Genomic DNA, 16472 nt, shown 5'->3' with positions numbered 1-16472 from the left:
TTACCACTTTAAATTGTAGGAAACTTATTTATCGTTATATTTATGAAAAACATATTCGTCTCCATCATCTTGATTTAAATATATAAAAATGTTGTGAGGTATCTCCTCTTTAAAGTTTATTAAATTGAGGATTCCAAGAACAGGCTGCCCATTCAAATCTTCTTCCATCACATCCTTTATATGTAAAATATTATCTTCAACTTTTACAAAAAAACCTTTGGAGAAATTTGAGTAATAACCTTGTCTTATTCTATTTTTATACACAATAATATTTCCAGATGAATGAGGACTTTCTTTTAGCCCAAATGTATCTTCTTTTTTTAAAAAGGATATAGTGTCATTATCTGAATTGAGAATACTCCCCACAAAAAGAATTTCTGACTTACAGATATTATTTCTGTCTTTTGCTATTATAACAACCTTTTGTTTTATATGATTAACAATTTTATTTTCATATCTCACAACGGTCCTATCATATTTTTCAAAGGTTGTATAGATTGTGTCTCTTACAAAGCCCTGACTTATATTGTGCGATAAGCCTTTTGCATTATAATAACTGTTGATGCCGCTTATAAAACAAAATAGTAAAAAAAATCTGCACATATATCTTCTTTTATAAGAGGGTGTGTCAAAATTGATACATCCTCATTGCCCGTTACCTTTATATGGGTGTTGGAATATACCCTTGTATGGGTAAGTGTAAACTATATATATAGTTATAGACTTGCAGTTTTAATGTTATACATTCTGTTTTCTATAGCTATTGTGGCTTGCGTTTTCGTGCCAGGTTTGTTGTTCTTTTTATTTTGACAACTCCCCATTTGGAGCATTACCAAAAATCGTGTGTTATTTGTTTTCATATATAATTTCTTTTGTTTCATAGTGTCGTCTATATATTTTTTCTAATTTTACTATTCGATTATTTTTATCATAAGTAAATACACATGTATATGAAATAATGACGTCAGACATATTGGGCTTGTAAGTATAACTATATTGGGTAATAAGACTATCCTTGACTATAATGTTAATACTAAATACATAGTCAACACTGGCATCAAGGTACGTGTAATACTTATTGATATCTTGTATAGAAATCTTTTTTCGCTCCCCTATAGGCTTTGTAAACGATAAGATTTCGCTTGGGTCATAACTTGACAAAATATCAGCAATAATACACGCATCTTTATATATGACCTCGGGATATTTTAGAATTATTCCATAATCAATCAGGCTATAAGATTGATCTAAAAATATCTTTTGATATTTGATATCATCTGCGGACAATTTAACCAATCTACCTCGTTTATTATACACCCCGATTTTTTTTTCGTTTAGAAATAAACTTCTCTCTACCTTACAACCATTGCTTAAAATTTTTACAACAGTTTGTGATTTCAATTCTAAACTATTTAGAATTGAAATCACAGAAAGTATCAATATAGCACAAAATCTCATTATTAATCTTTTATTTAGTTTCTTTCCAAAAAATAGTTCTTCCGTATACAGCTGTTGATTTTAATCTTGTTTTTCCAGCATTCATATTACGTTTTTTCTCACCAGCAAGATTCATTGGAGCAACGCGAGTTTGAGGTGCTTTAAAAGATTTTCCAACATTTTTCTTCCATTTCGTATAATGTTCATTGGAGATTTTCCATCCCATAGTGTTCATATGAATTTCAAAACGTCCAGTACTTCTACGCATGTTCTTAATTGTTTATGGTTATCAACTATATAAAACACTATTCTTTCCTGTTTATTGCTTACGGCTTTTAATACCCATATAAGGGTATTGCCCGTTACCCTTATATGGGTGTTGGGGCAAACCCTTGTATGGGTAAGTTCAAACAATCGATATATGGTTTACCATAGTCTTGCTGTTTTAATATTATACATTCTGTTCTCTATTGTGATTGTGACTTGTAAAAAGATATTTCCTTTATAACTTTTTTCTTAGGTAAATCACGAATGTCATAGATTGTAACCACAATGGTATCGGGTGGAACTTGCCTTTCAAAATAATAATTAAGCGTGTACGGTGCTTCAAATGCAGGAATGTTATCTATTTCCCAAGTTTCTCCATAACCTTTGCTTTGCAAGTTATCACTACCTGATAAAATAATTATAAATTGGTAGCTATCTCTATCAACTATTAATGCTTCACTATTGTAATCTCTGTAATTATACGGATGTTCTACAAATGATCCTTTTATGTGAATACATATACTATCAAATACTATTGTAGTTCTATCCGTTTTATATATAGACACAAGCGCACCTCGCCCTTGAGATTCTGCTGCAGATATACTATTAGCAATTCTTAAAGTCTTTCGTTTATAAAAACAATTACATGAAGACAAAGCATTTATAATTAATATTATCAAAGTAGTCGATAAAATAATCTTCCTCATAGTATACAAATTGAATAACACTGCCATAACTGATTTTTGTACATAAATAACGTGAGTTCGACGAATTATAAGTGTCTATAAATTTGGCGATTAGCGAAATTTGTTATAAATTTAAGGAGCTAATAAACAAACAGTTACAAACAAAAATCGCTATGACCACCGAGGACAAAGTTACTGAAATATTTTGTATGGCAGATAACTTCTGCAAGTTTTTTGATGCAATGACAGCAAATACACGCTAATACCTACCAGAAAAAGAAAATATCATCGTAATTCTATGATGTCAAAGGTAGACGTTATGCAGACAAGGGCTACATCGGCAAGAACCTCTTTCAAAGGCTATTCGTTGACGGAATACAGCTTATTACCAAATTAAAGAGTAACATGAAAGGAACGTTAATGAGTGTTTTAGACAGACTTTTACTCAGAAAAAGAGCCATTATTGAAGCGGTGAATGATGAACTTAAGAGCATTGTGCAGGTGGAACACTCCAGACATAGATGCTTTGACAATTTCATCGTCAATTTATTAGGGGCAATTGCTGCCTATTACTTGTTTCCAAAGAAGCCGTGCATCAATGTACAAAGGACCATTGACACACAGCTCGCATTATTCTGAATTTGTCGAACTCACGTTATTTACGAGGATAAGATAATATCCAATTCAATTTCCTTAAATCCTCAATATTCACATCTATCCTTTGCAACACAGCATTATAATCGTATCTTTTGTTCGTTTCCAATATGTTAGCATCAAAAACAAATAACATCAGAGTGTCCATCTTTCCATTTTCATGGATTCTCAGTGTCTTTTCATAACAATCGCGAACTTCTAATGCAGTCTTATTGTAATCGTGCGGTGCTATTTTATAGATATCAGGTAAACCTAACACATGGTAATTGGGAACATTTACTGTATCAGGATAATCCAGAGAAGGGGATATATAAACCTCTTTATCGGAATTGTTATAGAATGTTATAGTATAATGGCAAAAATCGCCATCGTGCTTGCAGCTTGAAAATATACAGCAACACATAAGCACTATTGTAGTTAATGTTTTCATATTTATTGCTTTAGTTGATAAATATCTATTATGCCTGGTATTAGAAGTGATGGTCCGAACAGATAGTCAGCCCATCCCAATGAAAGACTTCCTGCACTTAGTGCTTTCTTGTCACTATTAATACCACAATGCCAGTCATATCCTAAAATAACGTGAGTTCGACGAATTATAAGTGTCTATAAATTTGGTGATTAGCAAAATTTGTTGTAATTTTAAGGTGTTGATTTACAAACAATTACAAACAAAAATCGCTATGATCACCGAGGACAAAGTTACTGAAATATTTTGTATGGCAGATGACTTCTGCAAGTTTTTTGATACAATGACAGCAAATACACGCTAATACCTACAGGAAAAAGAAAATATCATCGTAATTCTACGACGACAAAGGTAGAAGTTATGCAGACAAAGGCTACATCAGCAAGAGCCCTTTCAAAGGCTTTCCGCTGATGGAATACAGCTTATTACCAAATTAAAGAATAACATGAAAGGAACGTTAATGAGTGTTTCGGACAGGCTTTTACTCAGAAAAAGAGCTATTATAGAGACGATGAATGATGAACTTAAGAACATTGTGCAGGTGGAACACTACAGACATAGATGCTTTGACAATTTCATCGTCAATTTATTAGGGGCAATTGCTGCTTATTGCCTGTTTCCAAAGAAGCCGTGCATCAATGTACAAAGGACCGTTGATACACAGTTTTCAATGTTCTGACTTCGTCGAACTCACGTTAATTAAGTTTAGTTTTTAGTTGCTGTCACTTTTAACACTTCGTGTAATGAATTTATAATCAGGAGATTAAAAGCATAAGAAGAGTGACAGAAATGACAGCAAAATCAGGAATGGGATGTAATTGACTTTTGTTCTTGGGTGGAAAGGGGAACTGATAGTTATGGGATACGCCTGTTTGTGGTAAAACGCTCCGGCGCAGATCCTTGTAAGATTATCCATCCCGATGTATACCACAGAACCATTACGGAATAATCAGAAATATATTTACAGGAAAATCAAGCTACATGTCTATAAAATCACAAGATATACCAAGCATTCAGACTTGTATCCCATTGTTTACCAAAGACTTACAAAAGCCCTTCTAAAAGGTGCCCTTTTACCGTGCAAAAGGGCGTCTTTCACACCTCAAAAGAGCACCTTTTACCATGCAAAAGGGCATCTTTTACTTTACAAAAAACCACCTATTATTCTCAATTTATGAATCTTTATTACAGCTCTTCTAATGCCCTGTTCCCTTTCATAACAAGCGAGTATCTCTCCCCTTGCATTATTATAACAACACCATAAAAACAACCACCTTTCAATTTTCCTGTCACTCCCGTCACTTTTCTACATGGCTCAACACCTTGACAACAAGATATTTACGAGAAATGTTAAAAGTGACAGCAACTAAAAACAAAAACTATCTTAACGTGATTTCGACGAAGTCAGAACAATGTAAGCTGTGTGTCAATGGGTTCTTTGTAAATGTTTGTATATTAGCTCCTTAATATTACAACAAATTTATAGACACTTATAATTCGTCGAACTCACGTTAAATTAAGAAGTAATCAGAACCGAATTATAATTGAGGCTGCAACAAATAAAGTTCTTATCCGCAACTAATTAGAATTTGATTAGGAACAAAGTAAAAGTTGATGAGCCAAAAAATAAAACCTTGCTTGAGAACAAATGTTATAGAAATCGGGGACCGCCGATGCCTTGGGAAACACGGATTAAGACACCAACAGCCCCCTACGTATTGTTAAATGGGTAAAATTAAATATCTTACAGACTTACTCCTGGATGATGAGATAGCGTGAAACGTTCCAAAACTTATCCGCATCCGTGATGGTCAGCGTCGTTGTTCCGTCTTCATTCTCCGTCAGCGTGTAACTCCCTTCAGGGTTCATTGACAGGATTTTCGGCGATTTTGAGTTTATCGTAAGTTGCTTTAATTCCTTCTTATCAGCCTTGGTAAAATGCTCTTGTGTTATGTTATTATTATCCAATCGCTTAGAGAAGAGCGACGTTTTCAGCAGTCCTTGTTCCTTAAGCGTCTGCTTGTCTGCCATGATATAGAACACTTCACCTTGTTCATCATTACGTTGTCGTTCCTTAGCCTTAAGCCTTGATAGTTCTTGTTCAAGTGAAGACATATTGAATCTATAGCGTAATGCGTCAACACTGTTGGCTTGATTCTGAATGATATACTTCAGTTGTGCCACGCTGACATCCTTTCTGACAGCCACTTTCTCAAGTTTTGTCACGCGTTCCCCCTTCTCTTTCAGCTGCCCAGAGAGGAAACTGATCATCTTATTAAGGTTATTAACCGTGGCATTGTCGCCCACGGGTGCACTGACTTGCTTTGCCTTGTGTTCCAATTCTTCAATCTGCAGCTGCTTTTTAGCCAGCAATGCACCCAGGCTTCGTATCTGTTGGATGATCTTCGTCTTCTTGTTTGTATGCTCCGTCGTCTTGTATAACAACCCTTCTCGTGCCGAAATGACATCCAGATTGGCTGATATCTCATCGATAGAAGCCGTCAGCTGACTGATAGCGGCAGCCTCTTTCGTTTGCGGCGTCACGTTTATGCGTGCCTTAGGTTGTGGTGTTGGGCGTTTCTCCTCCGTACAAGAAGAGTAGACGAAGAGCACCAAGAGCACTATAAAACATGATTTTTTTTTGAGTCTCATCCGTATTATTTATTGAATATATGTGCAAAGTTAGGAGAAAAATAATAAATAAACCTTTTACAAAGTATAAAAAACATTAATGCAAAAAGATTGAAATTTTTACAACTTTCATGCTGAACATCCGAAAGTATTGCCTATCTTTGCAGCCGAGAATACAAATTATTAACATGACTAAAACAGTCGACTAAAGAAAAAAGAATTATTTTATGGATAAAATTACATCGTTAGTACATTGGGTACTTGAGGTATCTGCGTCGTTGAAGGCTACAGGTATCCACCTGATTCGTATTGCCATCTTCATCATTTTCGTATGGATTGGTGGTTTAAAATTTTGGAATTATGAGGCAGAAGGCATCGTTCCTTTCGTTGCCAACAGTCCTTTCATGAGTTTCTTCTATACGAAGAATGCTCCAGAATACAAGGATTATAAGTTGAAGGAAGGCGAGTTCAACAAGGAGAAGCACCAGTGGCACGTTGAGAACAACACTTACACCTTCTCTCACGGACTGGGTATTGCCATCATGTCGTTCGGTATTTTAACCCTCTTGGGCATATGGTTCCCAAAGATTGGGTTCGTTGGTTCGGGCTTAGTCATCCTCATGACGATAGGTACACTGTCGTTCCTCGTCACCACACCAGAGGCTTGGGTGCCCGATCTTGGCAGTGGTGAGCATGGTTTCCCACTACTAACTGGTGCGGGAAGGTTGGTCATTAAAGACACGTGTATCCTTGCTTCCGCCATCGTAGTGTTAGCCGATTGCGCACAGAGGATACTGAAAAAACGATAAGAAAAGCGGGGAAAGAAATGGCGCTTGCAGCCTTTCTTTCCCCGCATTGGTTTTTATAAAGATTTACAAACCTACAATAAGCCTGTATTATTTAGCATAGATAGGACGGATGCTGTACATGTTCTTCTTAGGATTCTGGGCACTTACACCTACTGTTGTACATGGGTAGAACTGTCCGTTATTCAGGTATTGCCCTGTAAAGGACTGTGCCTGATTAGCATTTGTACCATTTGCTGTCCAGTAAGAACCCCAGCTTCCAGGTTTGTTCAGTACTGGATTACCAACATTATAATCAGTGTATGTTCCTGCGAATGGGAAGAATATGCCTCGCTTCATATCGCTGATTGTAAACTGTTTCAGTTTGTTTCCACTTTCGTTAGGCTTCCCTACGTTGACAGCTGAGGCATTTGTATTTGATGCTTTCAGCACATTGTCATTCTTATCCAGCACCTTTCCCTTCAGACTCTCTGCTACGGTAGGATCGAAGAGGACACCATAGACCGTATTCAATCCATCATAGTAATAGCCAAGATACTGTCCTGAATGAGCCATCAGGTCGTCAAAGTCAGCCTTTGTAGGCAACTTCCACCTCCCTTTAGATACATAGTAAGGAAGGTCACCGTACTGATTATTGGATATGTTCTGCGCCTGAATATTACCTGTTCCTGTGTAAAATTTCTCACGACCACTATCCCCATAGTTATGTGCAGCAGCTATATCGCCCCAACGGAAGTGGTCGAACTTAGCATTTTCAAAGTCTGTTGACATCGTCAAACCTTGTCCTGCCAATCCAGATGGCTCTGTATAGAAGTAATCCCATGGGTTCTTTGTAAGTGAATATCCGCTCACCCATCCCTCTTCAGTTACTGATGGGTCATACTGAAGGTTGTATCGTCCCCACTTAATACCGTGGATATCAATCCATGGTGTGGTGTCATCAACCAGCACATTAAGGTCATAATATCCTCCATTGATGATTTGTGGGTTGTGAGTTATCTTCACTCCGTAAGTCTTACCCGTGTTTGTCTCAACAGAGAAAGTAGGGTTGAAGTTACTCTGTGCAAACACAATGACATTCAATTCATTAACTGCGGTCTTCGGAGTAACAGTGAATCCTGCCTTGTCAGTGGTATTCTCCAACTCACCTGTCTGCAGATTCATCACTGCCTTACCTGCGATATTCGTGAGTTTCACGCTCGTGATGTTCTTCACCTGCTGTCCTTCACACTCAAACTTCAGGTGAAGAACGGCGTAACGCTTCTGCATCTGGACATTGCCTGATGCCTTACTACCTACCGCCTTGACGTTTTCAATCTTGCCCCAACTGAAGTCATAGTTTGTAATCGTGTTGTAATCACCGACGGTTTCGTTGAGATTACCCGTCTGACCACTGAGGTCCAGGCTCAGTTTTGACTTGTCTCCCGTCACTTCCGTCACTGTTGAAGCATTCATATAAGGGAAGAACATTGCAATATCATCGCCCTGCTTGCAGGTAACCTTACCTCTTATCTTAGTCTGAATACCAGCGTTTTCGGCTGTCAGCATACTGTATTCGCCACCATCCGTAAGGTTATAAGCAAGGAAAGCATCGCCATATTGCCACATATTGCCCAACGTTGGATTGACGACAGAACGTGATGTTGTAGATTTTGATTTACTGTTTGTAGCGTTATCTGCCATTCCCACAGTCAGCTCGCGTGCTGCTGAGACATTAGGCTGATAGTCGTTAGTACTTTCTTCTGTGTCGTTAGCACATGAGGTAAAGCCCATTAGAAGTGCACAAAGGAATGCACTGAGGATTTTAATCTTGTTCATTTGTCGTTAAATTAATTTCGTTTTCACTTGAGTAGCGCGCGTCGTTACTCACCAAACCATGTTATCCCGCCGCTGAATTTAGCACCTGCCGACTGGCTACCGCTCTGTTGTCCTGCGCTCGAGCTGTAAGGATTTGAAGACGTTGTTGTACCGCCGCCACCAATAGTCTGACTGCCCATGTTCTGTAAATTCTGATTTGAAACAGTCACTCCAGACCCTGCCAACAGCTGACGTTCAGCCGCAAGGGATACTAACTCCACGACTGGAGTTACATACATTTTCTTTTTCATTTTCGTTTTTGTTATCTGAATAATTACTTGCGTTAATCCGAATAGGGGGTTAATTTAATCTGCAATGAAGCTGAGAAAGTACGCTTACCGTCAACTCACAGTGCTCACATCATAGCCGTTCCCTTTGTCTTAAGCCCTTGTTAATCCATAAAAGGAAGTATCGGCATGCAGAAAAAAAGTCGAATCGTTCACGAAATACTCGTTATTTACGGAGAGCAAAGGTAATGTTTATTCACGAATAATACAAACATTTTTTGTAAAAAATACAAAATAATGTTGTCTGAAAGACTATTTATCAAAGGGCGGTAAAGCCTCAACCTATATCCATTTTATAAGTTTTTTTCATCGTTACATACTGCTACTCAGTACCCTACCAGCGATTATCCATCGGGCAGAATCTCCCCTATTGGCTCGTCAAAATATGAGAAAAGAAATTCTCAACTGATTACTTTCTCACCATTATATATATAGGTATCGTGTGCTTTGGGGACTTCATTACCCCTAAGCAACGTGTATAACACGTGCGAACCATCCCCTTTTACACATCAAAAGGTGCCCTTTCACATTGCGAAAGGGCACCTTTTAGAAAGCAAAAGGGCATCACTTGAAACCCTTTTAAGAGTTTATTTCACAAAAGACCATTGCCTTATGAGGGCTTATAGTCGTTCAGTATCGTTCCTGTAGCTGACAGATGGCTCTGTAACTGCGCAAAGTTATTCAGTCGGATAAGGTTCGGATGGTCATATTCCTCCACCACTTCATGTTTCCAAATGGAGTCGGAAGGGATGTGAGCAGCCCATCCTCCGAGCTTCAGAACTGGTTCTATGTCTGACCGGAAGGAGTTTCCAACCATCAGGAACTGATCCACTCGGGTGTTAAACCGTTCACAAAGCTTGAAGTAAGCATCCGTTGTCTTGTCCGAAACGATGACGATGTCATCGAAATAAGACCTCAACCCCGACCGTTCAAACTTACTTTCCTGGTCGAGCAGTTCACCTTTCGTGAAGACAACGAGGTGATAATTCCCCAGATCCTTCAGTTTAGCAAGCGTCGCCCGTACCCCATCAAAGGGTCTACCAGGCAACCGAAGCAGCTCTTTTCCTACTCCAAGGATCAGCGCGAGTTCGTCCCCTTTCACCTTACCATCACTTATATTGATTGCGTTTTCTATTAGCGAAATCAAGAAAGCCTTACTACCGTAACCCAATAGAGGCATGTTTGCCGACTCAGTTGCAAAGAGAGCCTTTGAAACTTTAGCAGCATCAGCATAAGGAGCAAGCACCTCGCAGTAAGCTCTTTCAACGGTATCAAAATAACTTTGACAGCCCCACAGTGTATCATCAGCATCAAATGCTATTAATTTTATCTCATTCATAGGCCTCAAAATATTTTTGGTAAAAGTAAGTCTTTTCCATGATAACCTTGCATATAATGAGAGTTTTTTCTTCAATAGGTGCACTTTCTTAAACATATTTAACTATAAATACTTGTTTAGTCAGATATAAAGGCAAATATATTTGATTCATAGACACTTTCAAATGATTGTGTATTGCGTTTTTCTTCATCATCTTTTATGTTTCAAAGGTAAAACTTGCAGATAACGCATGTAGACAGAATAGATTGCAAGGTAATATTATACACATTTCCATCTAATCTGTCTACAAATCATAAAAGTATCATAAAAGTTTAAAAACCACTGTTGCGTAGAGTAATGTTAACGCCCTTCAAACGGCTTGGTCACCATGCTGTAAACACGGGTTGACCATGCCGTAAGCAATGGTTGACTGATGTTTAAGCCCCACCAGCCCATGCCTTAAGCACTGAATTACCGAACAACCTTCCTGTTTTTTCCTTCCTTATCCTTCACAATCAGCACCTGTGGCGTGCTGGTTTCGGGTGCTTTCGTACCGAGATAGGTACCGTCCAGCGTATAGAATCCTACGGGTTCGGCGGCTCCGATGCCCACTGTTGCGATGCCCGTTGAGGTGTTTAGCGGTGCGAAACGGAACGATACAGTGCCGTCAGCATGCGCTGTGATACCCGTCACACCGCCCTTGTCAGCTACAGGATAGCCTGTATAGAAGCTGAAAGCAGGGCTGCTCGTTGCCGTCAAGGCGTTGTTCAGCGCCGTAGGATAGGTGTCATTGTCCTCCGTCTGGTTACTCAGGAGATTGTCGGCAGGCACCGTTGTGAACCTCGGATGGCGTTGGTACTTCTGTGCATTGACGGTGTTCTGAGCCCATGAGGCAGCATCATAGTCGACATGCAGCACCAGTAAGCCATGCTTAGGCAGTGCTTTGTCCCACCGATAAGCCGACCGGTTCTCCAGCAGATAGTATTCATTCTCCCGTTCAGGATTGTAGATGACGTAAGCATCTCCGCCCTCAGCAAGTCCTTTCAGCGCCTGAACGTCAACCTTCTCCGCCTTCAGCTCCTTCGGTTTGAGCCATCCCATGAACGATTTCTCGTAGGAATTGTATCCTGCAGGCACTGTTCCGATGCCCGAACCCTCATAAGCGTTGCTCAAACTGGCTGGTCCACCGTTGTAACTTCCTGCTGACATGAGGTCGTATTTGCCCGTTCCGACATTCTTTCCACCCCTTGTATCATAGAAATCGGGCAACCCCAGACAGTGAGAAAACTCATGACAGATGGTCCCGATACCCATGTAGAAGATTCTGTCTCTACCGTTATCGTCGGCACGGAGAATCTCATTGCTGCATGCATAGGTGTTGATCTTGATGCCATCAATGGTCATTGGCGACTTTCCGGCGTCACTTAACGCGAACTTATGAGGCCAGATGGTGTTCGGATCACCCCCCGTTGCCTCACCCTGACCGGCATAAAGCACATAAACCTGCTCCACTTCCTTGTCGCCATCCCAGTCATAATCAGCAAAGTTCACCTGTCCTTTCACGGCGTTACAGGCGTCAATGATCATCTGTGCAGGGTTTTTATCATTGCTATCCTCGGTCCGTCCACCGTAAAACTCCGATGGCTGAGGGAGCGTAACAGGACCAACGACATCGAACGAGAGGTCGAACGTACCGTTACTCTGGTCGAGGAAATAGTCGTGAACACTACCTATGGCGTTGCTTTTCTCATCCTTATAGCCCGGCATATTCAACATATGGTCATACAAAGTCTTGACATCCTTCTCCGAAGTAGACTTTGTCCGGATGTCAGCAGGGTTCCTGAACTTCGTATCCTGGAACTGAACGAGGATCACCAAGCCCTTTTTCTTCCCTGCCCACGGCTCCGTTCGCGGTTGTCCGAAGGGTGTTGAGCGCGTCAGCGCCTTAGCTTCCAGTCCTCTGACAGTAGCCATGTCAACAGCCGTCTGCGCCTCATTGCCCTGTCGAAGACCCTCCTCATGCGCCAGCACTGTCGATGCCACGAGTCTGCCCTCCTTAGCCTGTGCATAGTAATAACTGCCCCCACGCGGAACGACGGGTATACCATCCTGCGTCACACAGTAGTTAAAATGTTCGTCACCAACGGCTTTCACCTTCAGGAAAGTACCGTCAGCCTGTCTCACGAGTCGCCATATTGGTAGTGCAGGAATGGCAAACGATGACGCTGCCATCAGCAATGCAGCACAAAGAGTAGATATTCTTTTCATACTATCAGGTATTGTTGATAATTCTTTTGCTTTACTTTCAAAGGGGCTTTCCCCCTTCACTATCGTGCAAAGATACAACTTTTAAAGAAAAAGAGCCGTCAAAACAACAAAAATATCTAAACCCCTCCACCCGCCATCACCTACCAACCGCCCCCCACTCCCCCTCCTTCGAGTACGAAAACATCACCCTTTCTGAATAAAAAGACAGGAAAAATCCACCGTTTTACATCTGTTGAGCGATGAAAAACACAAGAAAAACCCACCGTTTCATACCCACTGACAGAGGAGAAGCATAAGGATAACATGCTGATTAGAGCAGAGATAGCAGTGCGGAGGAATGCTATTAAACAAAAAAAAGGAGCTCTTGTGAAACAAGAACTCCTGCGAAATAAGTTGCGGGTGCAGGACTCGAACATGCGACCTCCAGGTTATGAGCCTGGCGAGCTACCAACTGCTCCAACCCGCGATATTAAATAACCAAAACAATTCGTAGATAAATCGCTCTATTACTGAATTGCGAGTGCAAAATTAAGCATTTCATCTTAATTAACCAAAGATAGTGAAAGGAAATAACGGATTTTAACAATTAAAAGGTTAAAGACCAATGATAGGTAGATAAGGCAGGAGAGTTAAAGGATAAAACCTAACACCTTTATTATAGGAATGAAAAGAGATCAAATAGTAAAAGGAGCACAATTAGCAGATTAGCCATTGGTATTAAGTGCTTCACGTGGTATGTTGACGAGTTAACAAGTAGATGGACTCTGTGCTTTAAGGTATTAGTTGGAATTCCAAACTTTAGGGTTTGGGGAATTAAAACATTAGCGGTGGAGGGTAATTTTTCATCCTTTCATATTTCCAACACGCTGCATTGCGTATCCCGCCAGACATATCCCCTCCTTCAGAAGGACGTGAGGAGGCATCCCCTTAAGGCTTAATAAACACCTACATAGACTAATAATCCCACTGTCATCAGCACATCCCCTCCTTTCGGAGGGGCTTGGGGAGGCTACTCTACACCAACTCTTTCAACGAGTCAATGATGCGCTCAGCACCTGCTTTCTCAAGCTCTTCACGCGTCCCGTTACCATAACTGACACCGCAAGTGTGGGTTCCTGCACGACGACCCATGATGATATCGAACTCCGTATCACCCACAACGAGCGTCTCATGAGGTGCTACATGGAAGTGATCGAGGGTCTTCTCAATGGGTTCAGTATCTGGTTTGCGCCGCACAACATCGTCTGCACCAACAAGAAAGGTGATGTGTTCGCTGAGTTTCATATCCTTTACCAGCGTATGCAACGAATGATGGCTCCTGTTACTGGCTATGGAGACATGGATTTTCTTGGCTGTCAGCGCCTTAATCGTCTCCGAAACGCCAGGGAAAGGAGGCACTGCACCGGGCACATTCTTCACGTTGAAGATCTCACTATACACCTCTGCGCACTCCTCAGCCTGCTCTTCTGTCATGGGGATGATGCTTGAGAAACACTCTGCAAGCGGCAGTCCGATGGTTCGGGCACACTCTTCCCGCGACCGACGGGGCAGCTTCAGCCGTTCAATAGTAGCCAACATCGTGTCAGTGATGAGCCGTTGTGAGTCGCCAAGGGTCCCATCAAAGTCGAAAATCACCAGTTTTATTCCGTCCATTTTCCCTGTTTTTGTCTTTTTACCTCTTATGTAATCCTTCACTCGTCGGTATCCTTCCACCCCCAAAACGGCTACTCCCGTGTACTGGACAGCCTTTGCCAAACCGAAGAACACAGCCCATAACACCCCCTTTGTGCCCACTGACAGGGGTAAAAGCATCTGTGCAAACGACAGGATATAGAAAGGAATACAACACAAAAGGATGATAACTCCCGTTCGGAAGGAGAGCTTCTGGAGCCTTGCTCGGAGCGAATGAATCATTATTTTACTTCTTTTTATTGCCACAAAGGTAAGCATATTTTATGGATAAAAGGGAGTGTCATGTTACAAAAAGCTAACGAGCGGAAAACATCTTTTAACTAATTGCTATTCGTTTTTAACATTATCAGGTAACATTTGTTATCTTTCACCTGCATTATCCTTCGTATCTTTGCACCAGAAAGAATTATAATCAGTGACGAAAAGACTATGACAAATAAAATGAAAGACCATCTTCCCAAGATTGATATGGAGAAGATGCAACGCCTTTTAGAGATTGAAAATCAATACGAATCAGGACAGATTTCACTTGAAGAGGCGCATAAACTGATGCGTGAAAAGGTGGGAACGGTGCGTCCGTATCACCTTGCTTACGTGGAACAGACCCTCAAACCAGAGTCGGAAGACGAGTGTATACGTGTGGATATGCGCAAGGTCATCGACCTCATGGACGGTTTTATGGACAACAGTAGACCTGAACTTCCTGCCGATCATCCTATCGCACATTATTATAAAGAGAATGATGAGATGCGCAAACTGCTCCTCTCTGTGGAGGATCTGGTGCAATATCCGCTCATCAAGAACCAGTGGTTGGAGCTTTATGACAAGCTGCGTGAGTATCCAATACACTATCAACGCAAGCAGAATCAGCTCTATCCGCTGCTCGAAAAGAAGGGTTTCGACCGTCCAACGACGACGATGTGGAACTTTGATGACCTCATTCGGGACGAGATAAAGGCTGCTTATCAGCTACTGCTGGACGACAAAGACGATGAGTTCATCGCTGCACAGCAGGAGATTATAGCACATACGCGCGACCTGATGGAGAAGGAAGAGACCATCCTCTACCCCACTTCGCTGGCGCTGATCACACCGGCTGAGTTCGAAGACATGAAACATGGCGACCAAGAGATTGGTTTTGCATTCATTGATGTGGCTAAACCAACAACCACAACAACGGCACCTGCAGCCTCAACAGACGGTTTTGCAGCTGACCTTCAGGCACTTCTCAGCAAGTACGGATACGCTGCCGGACCACAACAGGAGCTGGATGTGACAACGGGAAAGCTCACATTGGAGCAGATAAACCTCATCTATCAGCACCTGCCTGTCGACATTTCGTTCGTTGATGAGAATGAGTTGGTGAAGTTCTATTCCGATACTGACCATCGTGTCTTCCCTCGTTCAAAGAACGTTATCGGCAGAAAAGTGGAGAATTGTCACCCCCGTAAGAGTGTACACATCGTAAAAGAGATCGTTGAGAAGTTCCGTAGTGGCGAACAGAGTAAGGCTGAATTCTGGATCAACAAGCCAGGAATGTTCATCTATATCATCTATTTTGCCGTGCGAGATGCCCAAGGAAGGTTCCGTGGTGTACTGGAAATGATGCAGGATTGTACGCATATCCGTGCGTTGGAAGGCTCACAGACACTGCTCACATGGGCTGGAAAGGACGAAGAAAAGCCTGCAGAGACAGCTGAACAGGCGCCTGAAAAGGAAGAAGAAACACCGAAAACAGTAATAAAAGACATAGAAATAACCCCCGAGACACGCCTTGCCGATGTCTTCGAGGCTTATCCTCACGTGAAAGATGAGCTGGCTTCACGCTATCTACCCTTTAAGATGCTGAAGACACCATTGGGAAAAATCATGTTGAAGAAGGCTACTATTCATGATGCTGGGGAGCGTTCTGGACTGGGCGAGAAGACCGTTATCATAATGATTAAGGAGGCTATCGCCAAGAAAAAGTAATAGCTCACTGTAAGAAAAATTCGCGTTCAGGATTTAATTGATGCCCTTTTGCATCGTGAAAGGTGCCCTTTTGCATTGTAAAAGGGCACCTATTGCGTTGTAAAAGGGCGTCTTTTACAATGCAAAAGG

The 16472-nt window shown here is 41.3% G+C and carries 13 protein-coding genes, 1 tRNA gene and 2 pseudogenes; 4 read left to right on the top strand and 12 right to left on the bottom strand.

Annotated elements, in window-relative coordinates:
* Window positions 1–24: 24 nt before the first annotated feature.
* From ACZ48L_RS11210 to ACZ48L_RS11195, 4 genes are all read right to left on the bottom strand, one after another.
* Complete coding sequence (locus tag ACZ48L_RS11210; protein WP_025792972.1) at window positions 25–603, bottom strand: hypothetical protein; 579 nt, start codon at window positions 601–603, stop codon at window positions 25–27.
* Between the two features lie 243 nt (window positions 604–846).
* Window positions 847–1458: a hypothetical protein gene (locus tag ACZ48L_RS11205; RefSeq protein WP_219524907.1), complete on the bottom strand. Its 612-nt coding sequence runs from the start codon at window positions 1456–1458 to the stop codon at window positions 847–849.
* 10 nt (window positions 1459–1468) lie between these two features.
* On the bottom strand, window positions 1469–1705 hold the full coding sequence (locus tag ACZ48L_RS11200) for a hypothetical protein (RefSeq protein ID WP_025792973.1): 237 nt from the start codon (window positions 1703–1705) through the stop codon (window positions 1469–1471).
* Window positions 1706–1904: 199 nt separating this feature from the next.
* Window positions 1905–2411 carry a hypothetical protein gene (locus ACZ48L_RS11195; protein ID WP_242401769.1) on the bottom strand — a complete coding sequence of 169 codons (507 nt, stop codon included), beginning with the start codon at window positions 2409–2411 and terminating at the stop codon, window positions 1905–1907.
* 297 nt (window positions 2412–2708) lie between these two features.
* Here ACZ48L_RS11195 and ACZ48L_RS11190 point away from each other — a divergent pair.
* A pseudogene (locus ACZ48L_RS11190) lies at window positions 2709–3029 on the top strand (transposase); the annotation flags it as partial.
* A 16-nt stretch (window positions 3030–3045) separates the two neighbouring features.
* Here the strand turns inward: ACZ48L_RS11190 and ACZ48L_RS11185 are convergent.
* Window positions 3046–3474: a hypothetical protein gene (locus ACZ48L_RS11185; protein WP_025792977.1), complete on the bottom strand. Its 429-nt coding sequence runs from the start codon at window positions 3472–3474 to the stop codon at window positions 3046–3048.
* A gap of 389 nt (window positions 3475–3863) precedes the next feature.
* Between ACZ48L_RS11185 and ACZ48L_RS11180 the strand changes: the two are divergent.
* A pseudogene (locus ACZ48L_RS11180) lies at window positions 3864–4192 on the top strand (transposase); the annotation flags it as partial.
* Between the two features lie 1073 nt (window positions 4193–5265).
* Here ACZ48L_RS11180 and ACZ48L_RS11175 read toward each other — a convergent pair.
* The gene (locus tag ACZ48L_RS11175; protein ID WP_025792539.1) at window positions 5266–6165 is read right to left on the bottom strand and encodes a Cbp1 family collagen-binding glycoprotein adhesin; all 900 of its coding nucleotides are present in this window, start codon (window positions 6163–6165) and stop codon (window positions 5266–5268) included.
* A 206-nt stretch (window positions 6166–6371) separates the two neighbouring features.
* On the opposite strand from ACZ48L_RS11175, the gene ACZ48L_RS11170 reads away from it, so the two are divergent.
* On the top strand, window positions 6372–6953 hold the full coding sequence (locus ACZ48L_RS11170; protein ID WP_008823725.1) for a DUF417 family protein: 582 nt from the start codon (window positions 6372–6374) through the stop codon (window positions 6951–6953).
* A gap of 87 nt (window positions 6954–7040) precedes the next feature.
* On the opposite strand, the gene ACZ48L_RS11165 is transcribed toward ACZ48L_RS11170, so the two are convergent.
* From ACZ48L_RS11165 to ACZ48L_RS11140, 6 genes are all read right to left on the bottom strand, one after another.
* Window positions 7041–8768, bottom strand: coding sequence for a fimbrillin family protein (locus ACZ48L_RS11165; protein WP_464722052.1), 1728 nt, complete (start codon window positions 8766–8768; stop codon window positions 7041–7043).
* Between the two features lie 44 nt (window positions 8769–8812).
* Window positions 8813–9028, bottom strand: coding sequence for a hypothetical protein (locus ACZ48L_RS11160; protein WP_464722051.1), 216 nt, complete (start codon window positions 9026–9028; stop codon window positions 8813–8815).
* Between the two features lie 676 nt (window positions 9029–9704).
* Window positions 9705–10433 carry an HAD family hydrolase gene (locus ACZ48L_RS11155; RefSeq protein ID WP_036870557.1) on the bottom strand — a complete coding sequence of 243 codons (729 nt, stop codon included), beginning with the start codon at window positions 10431–10433 and terminating at the stop codon, window positions 9705–9707.
* Between the two features lie 450 nt (window positions 10434–10883).
* Complete coding sequence (locus ACZ48L_RS11150) at window positions 10884–12680, bottom strand: M6 family metalloprotease domain-containing protein (RefSeq protein WP_025792547.1); 1797 nt, start codon at window positions 12678–12680, stop codon at window positions 10884–10886.
* Between the two features lie 393 nt (window positions 12681–13073).
* Window positions 13074–13146, bottom strand: a tRNA-Met gene (locus tag ACZ48L_RS11145).
* A gap of 548 nt (window positions 13147–13694) precedes the next feature.
* Window positions 13695–14594, bottom strand: coding sequence for an HAD family hydrolase (locus ACZ48L_RS11140; RefSeq protein ID WP_081767867.1), 900 nt, complete (start codon window positions 14592–14594; stop codon window positions 13695–13697).
* Between the two features lie 207 nt (window positions 14595–14801).
* Here ACZ48L_RS11140 and ACZ48L_RS11135 point away from each other — a divergent pair, with 207 nt between their 5' ends.
* Window positions 14802–16343 (top strand): DUF438 domain-containing protein, encoded by a 1542-nt coding sequence (locus tag ACZ48L_RS11135; RefSeq protein ID WP_025792550.1) that lies wholly within the window; start codon window positions 14802–14804, stop codon window positions 16341–16343.
* Window positions 16344–16472 lie beyond the last annotated feature (129 nt).

The organism is Prevotella histicola (assembly GCF_055385135.1).
Note: the sequence above shows the minus strand (reverse complement) of the source record. Positions and strands in the feature narration are given on the sequence as shown.

Coding starts and splice junctions, on each gene's coding strand:
- ACZ48L_RS11155 (WP_036870557.1), bottom strand. CDS start 10,433: ATGAATGAGATAAAATTAATAGCATTTGATGCTGATGATACACTGTGG.
- ACZ48L_RS11210 (WP_025792972.1), bottom strand. CDS start 603: ATGTGCAGATTTTTTTTACTATTTTGTTTTATAAGCGGCATCAACAGT.
- ACZ48L_RS11135 (WP_025792550.1), top strand. CDS start 14,802: ATGACAAATAAAATGAAAGACCATCTTCCCAAGATTGATATGGAGAAG.
- ACZ48L_RS11165 (WP_464722052.1), bottom strand. CDS start 8,768: ATGAACAAGATTAAAATCCTCAGTGCATTCCTTTGTGCACTTCTAATG.
- ACZ48L_RS11170 (WP_008823725.1), top strand. CDS start 6,372: ATGGATAAAATTACATCGTTAGTACATTGGGTACTTGAGGTATCTGCG.
- ACZ48L_RS11185 (WP_025792977.1), bottom strand. CDS start 3,474: ATGAAAACATTAACTACAATAGTGCTTATGTGTTGCTGTATATTTTCA.
- ACZ48L_RS11200 (WP_025792973.1), bottom strand. CDS start 1,705: ATGCGTAGAAGTACTGGACGTTTTGAAATTCATATGAACACTATGGGA.
- ACZ48L_RS11150 (WP_025792547.1), bottom strand. CDS start 12,680: ATGAAAAGAATATCTACTCTTTGTGCTGCATTGCTGATGGCAGCGTCA.
- ACZ48L_RS11205 (WP_219524907.1), bottom strand. CDS start 1,458: ATGAGATTTTGTGCTATATTGATACTTTCTGTGATTTCAATTCTAAAT.
- ACZ48L_RS11140 (WP_081767867.1), bottom strand. CDS start 14,594: ATGATTCATTCGCTCCGAGCAAGGCTCCAGAAGCTCTCCTTCCGAACG.
- ACZ48L_RS11195 (WP_242401769.1), bottom strand. CDS start 2,411: ATGAGGAAGATTATTTTATCGACTACTTTGATAATATTAATTATAAAT.
- ACZ48L_RS11175 (WP_025792539.1), bottom strand. CDS start 6,165: ATGAGACTCAAAAAAAAATCATGTTTTATAGTGCTCTTGGTGCTCTTC.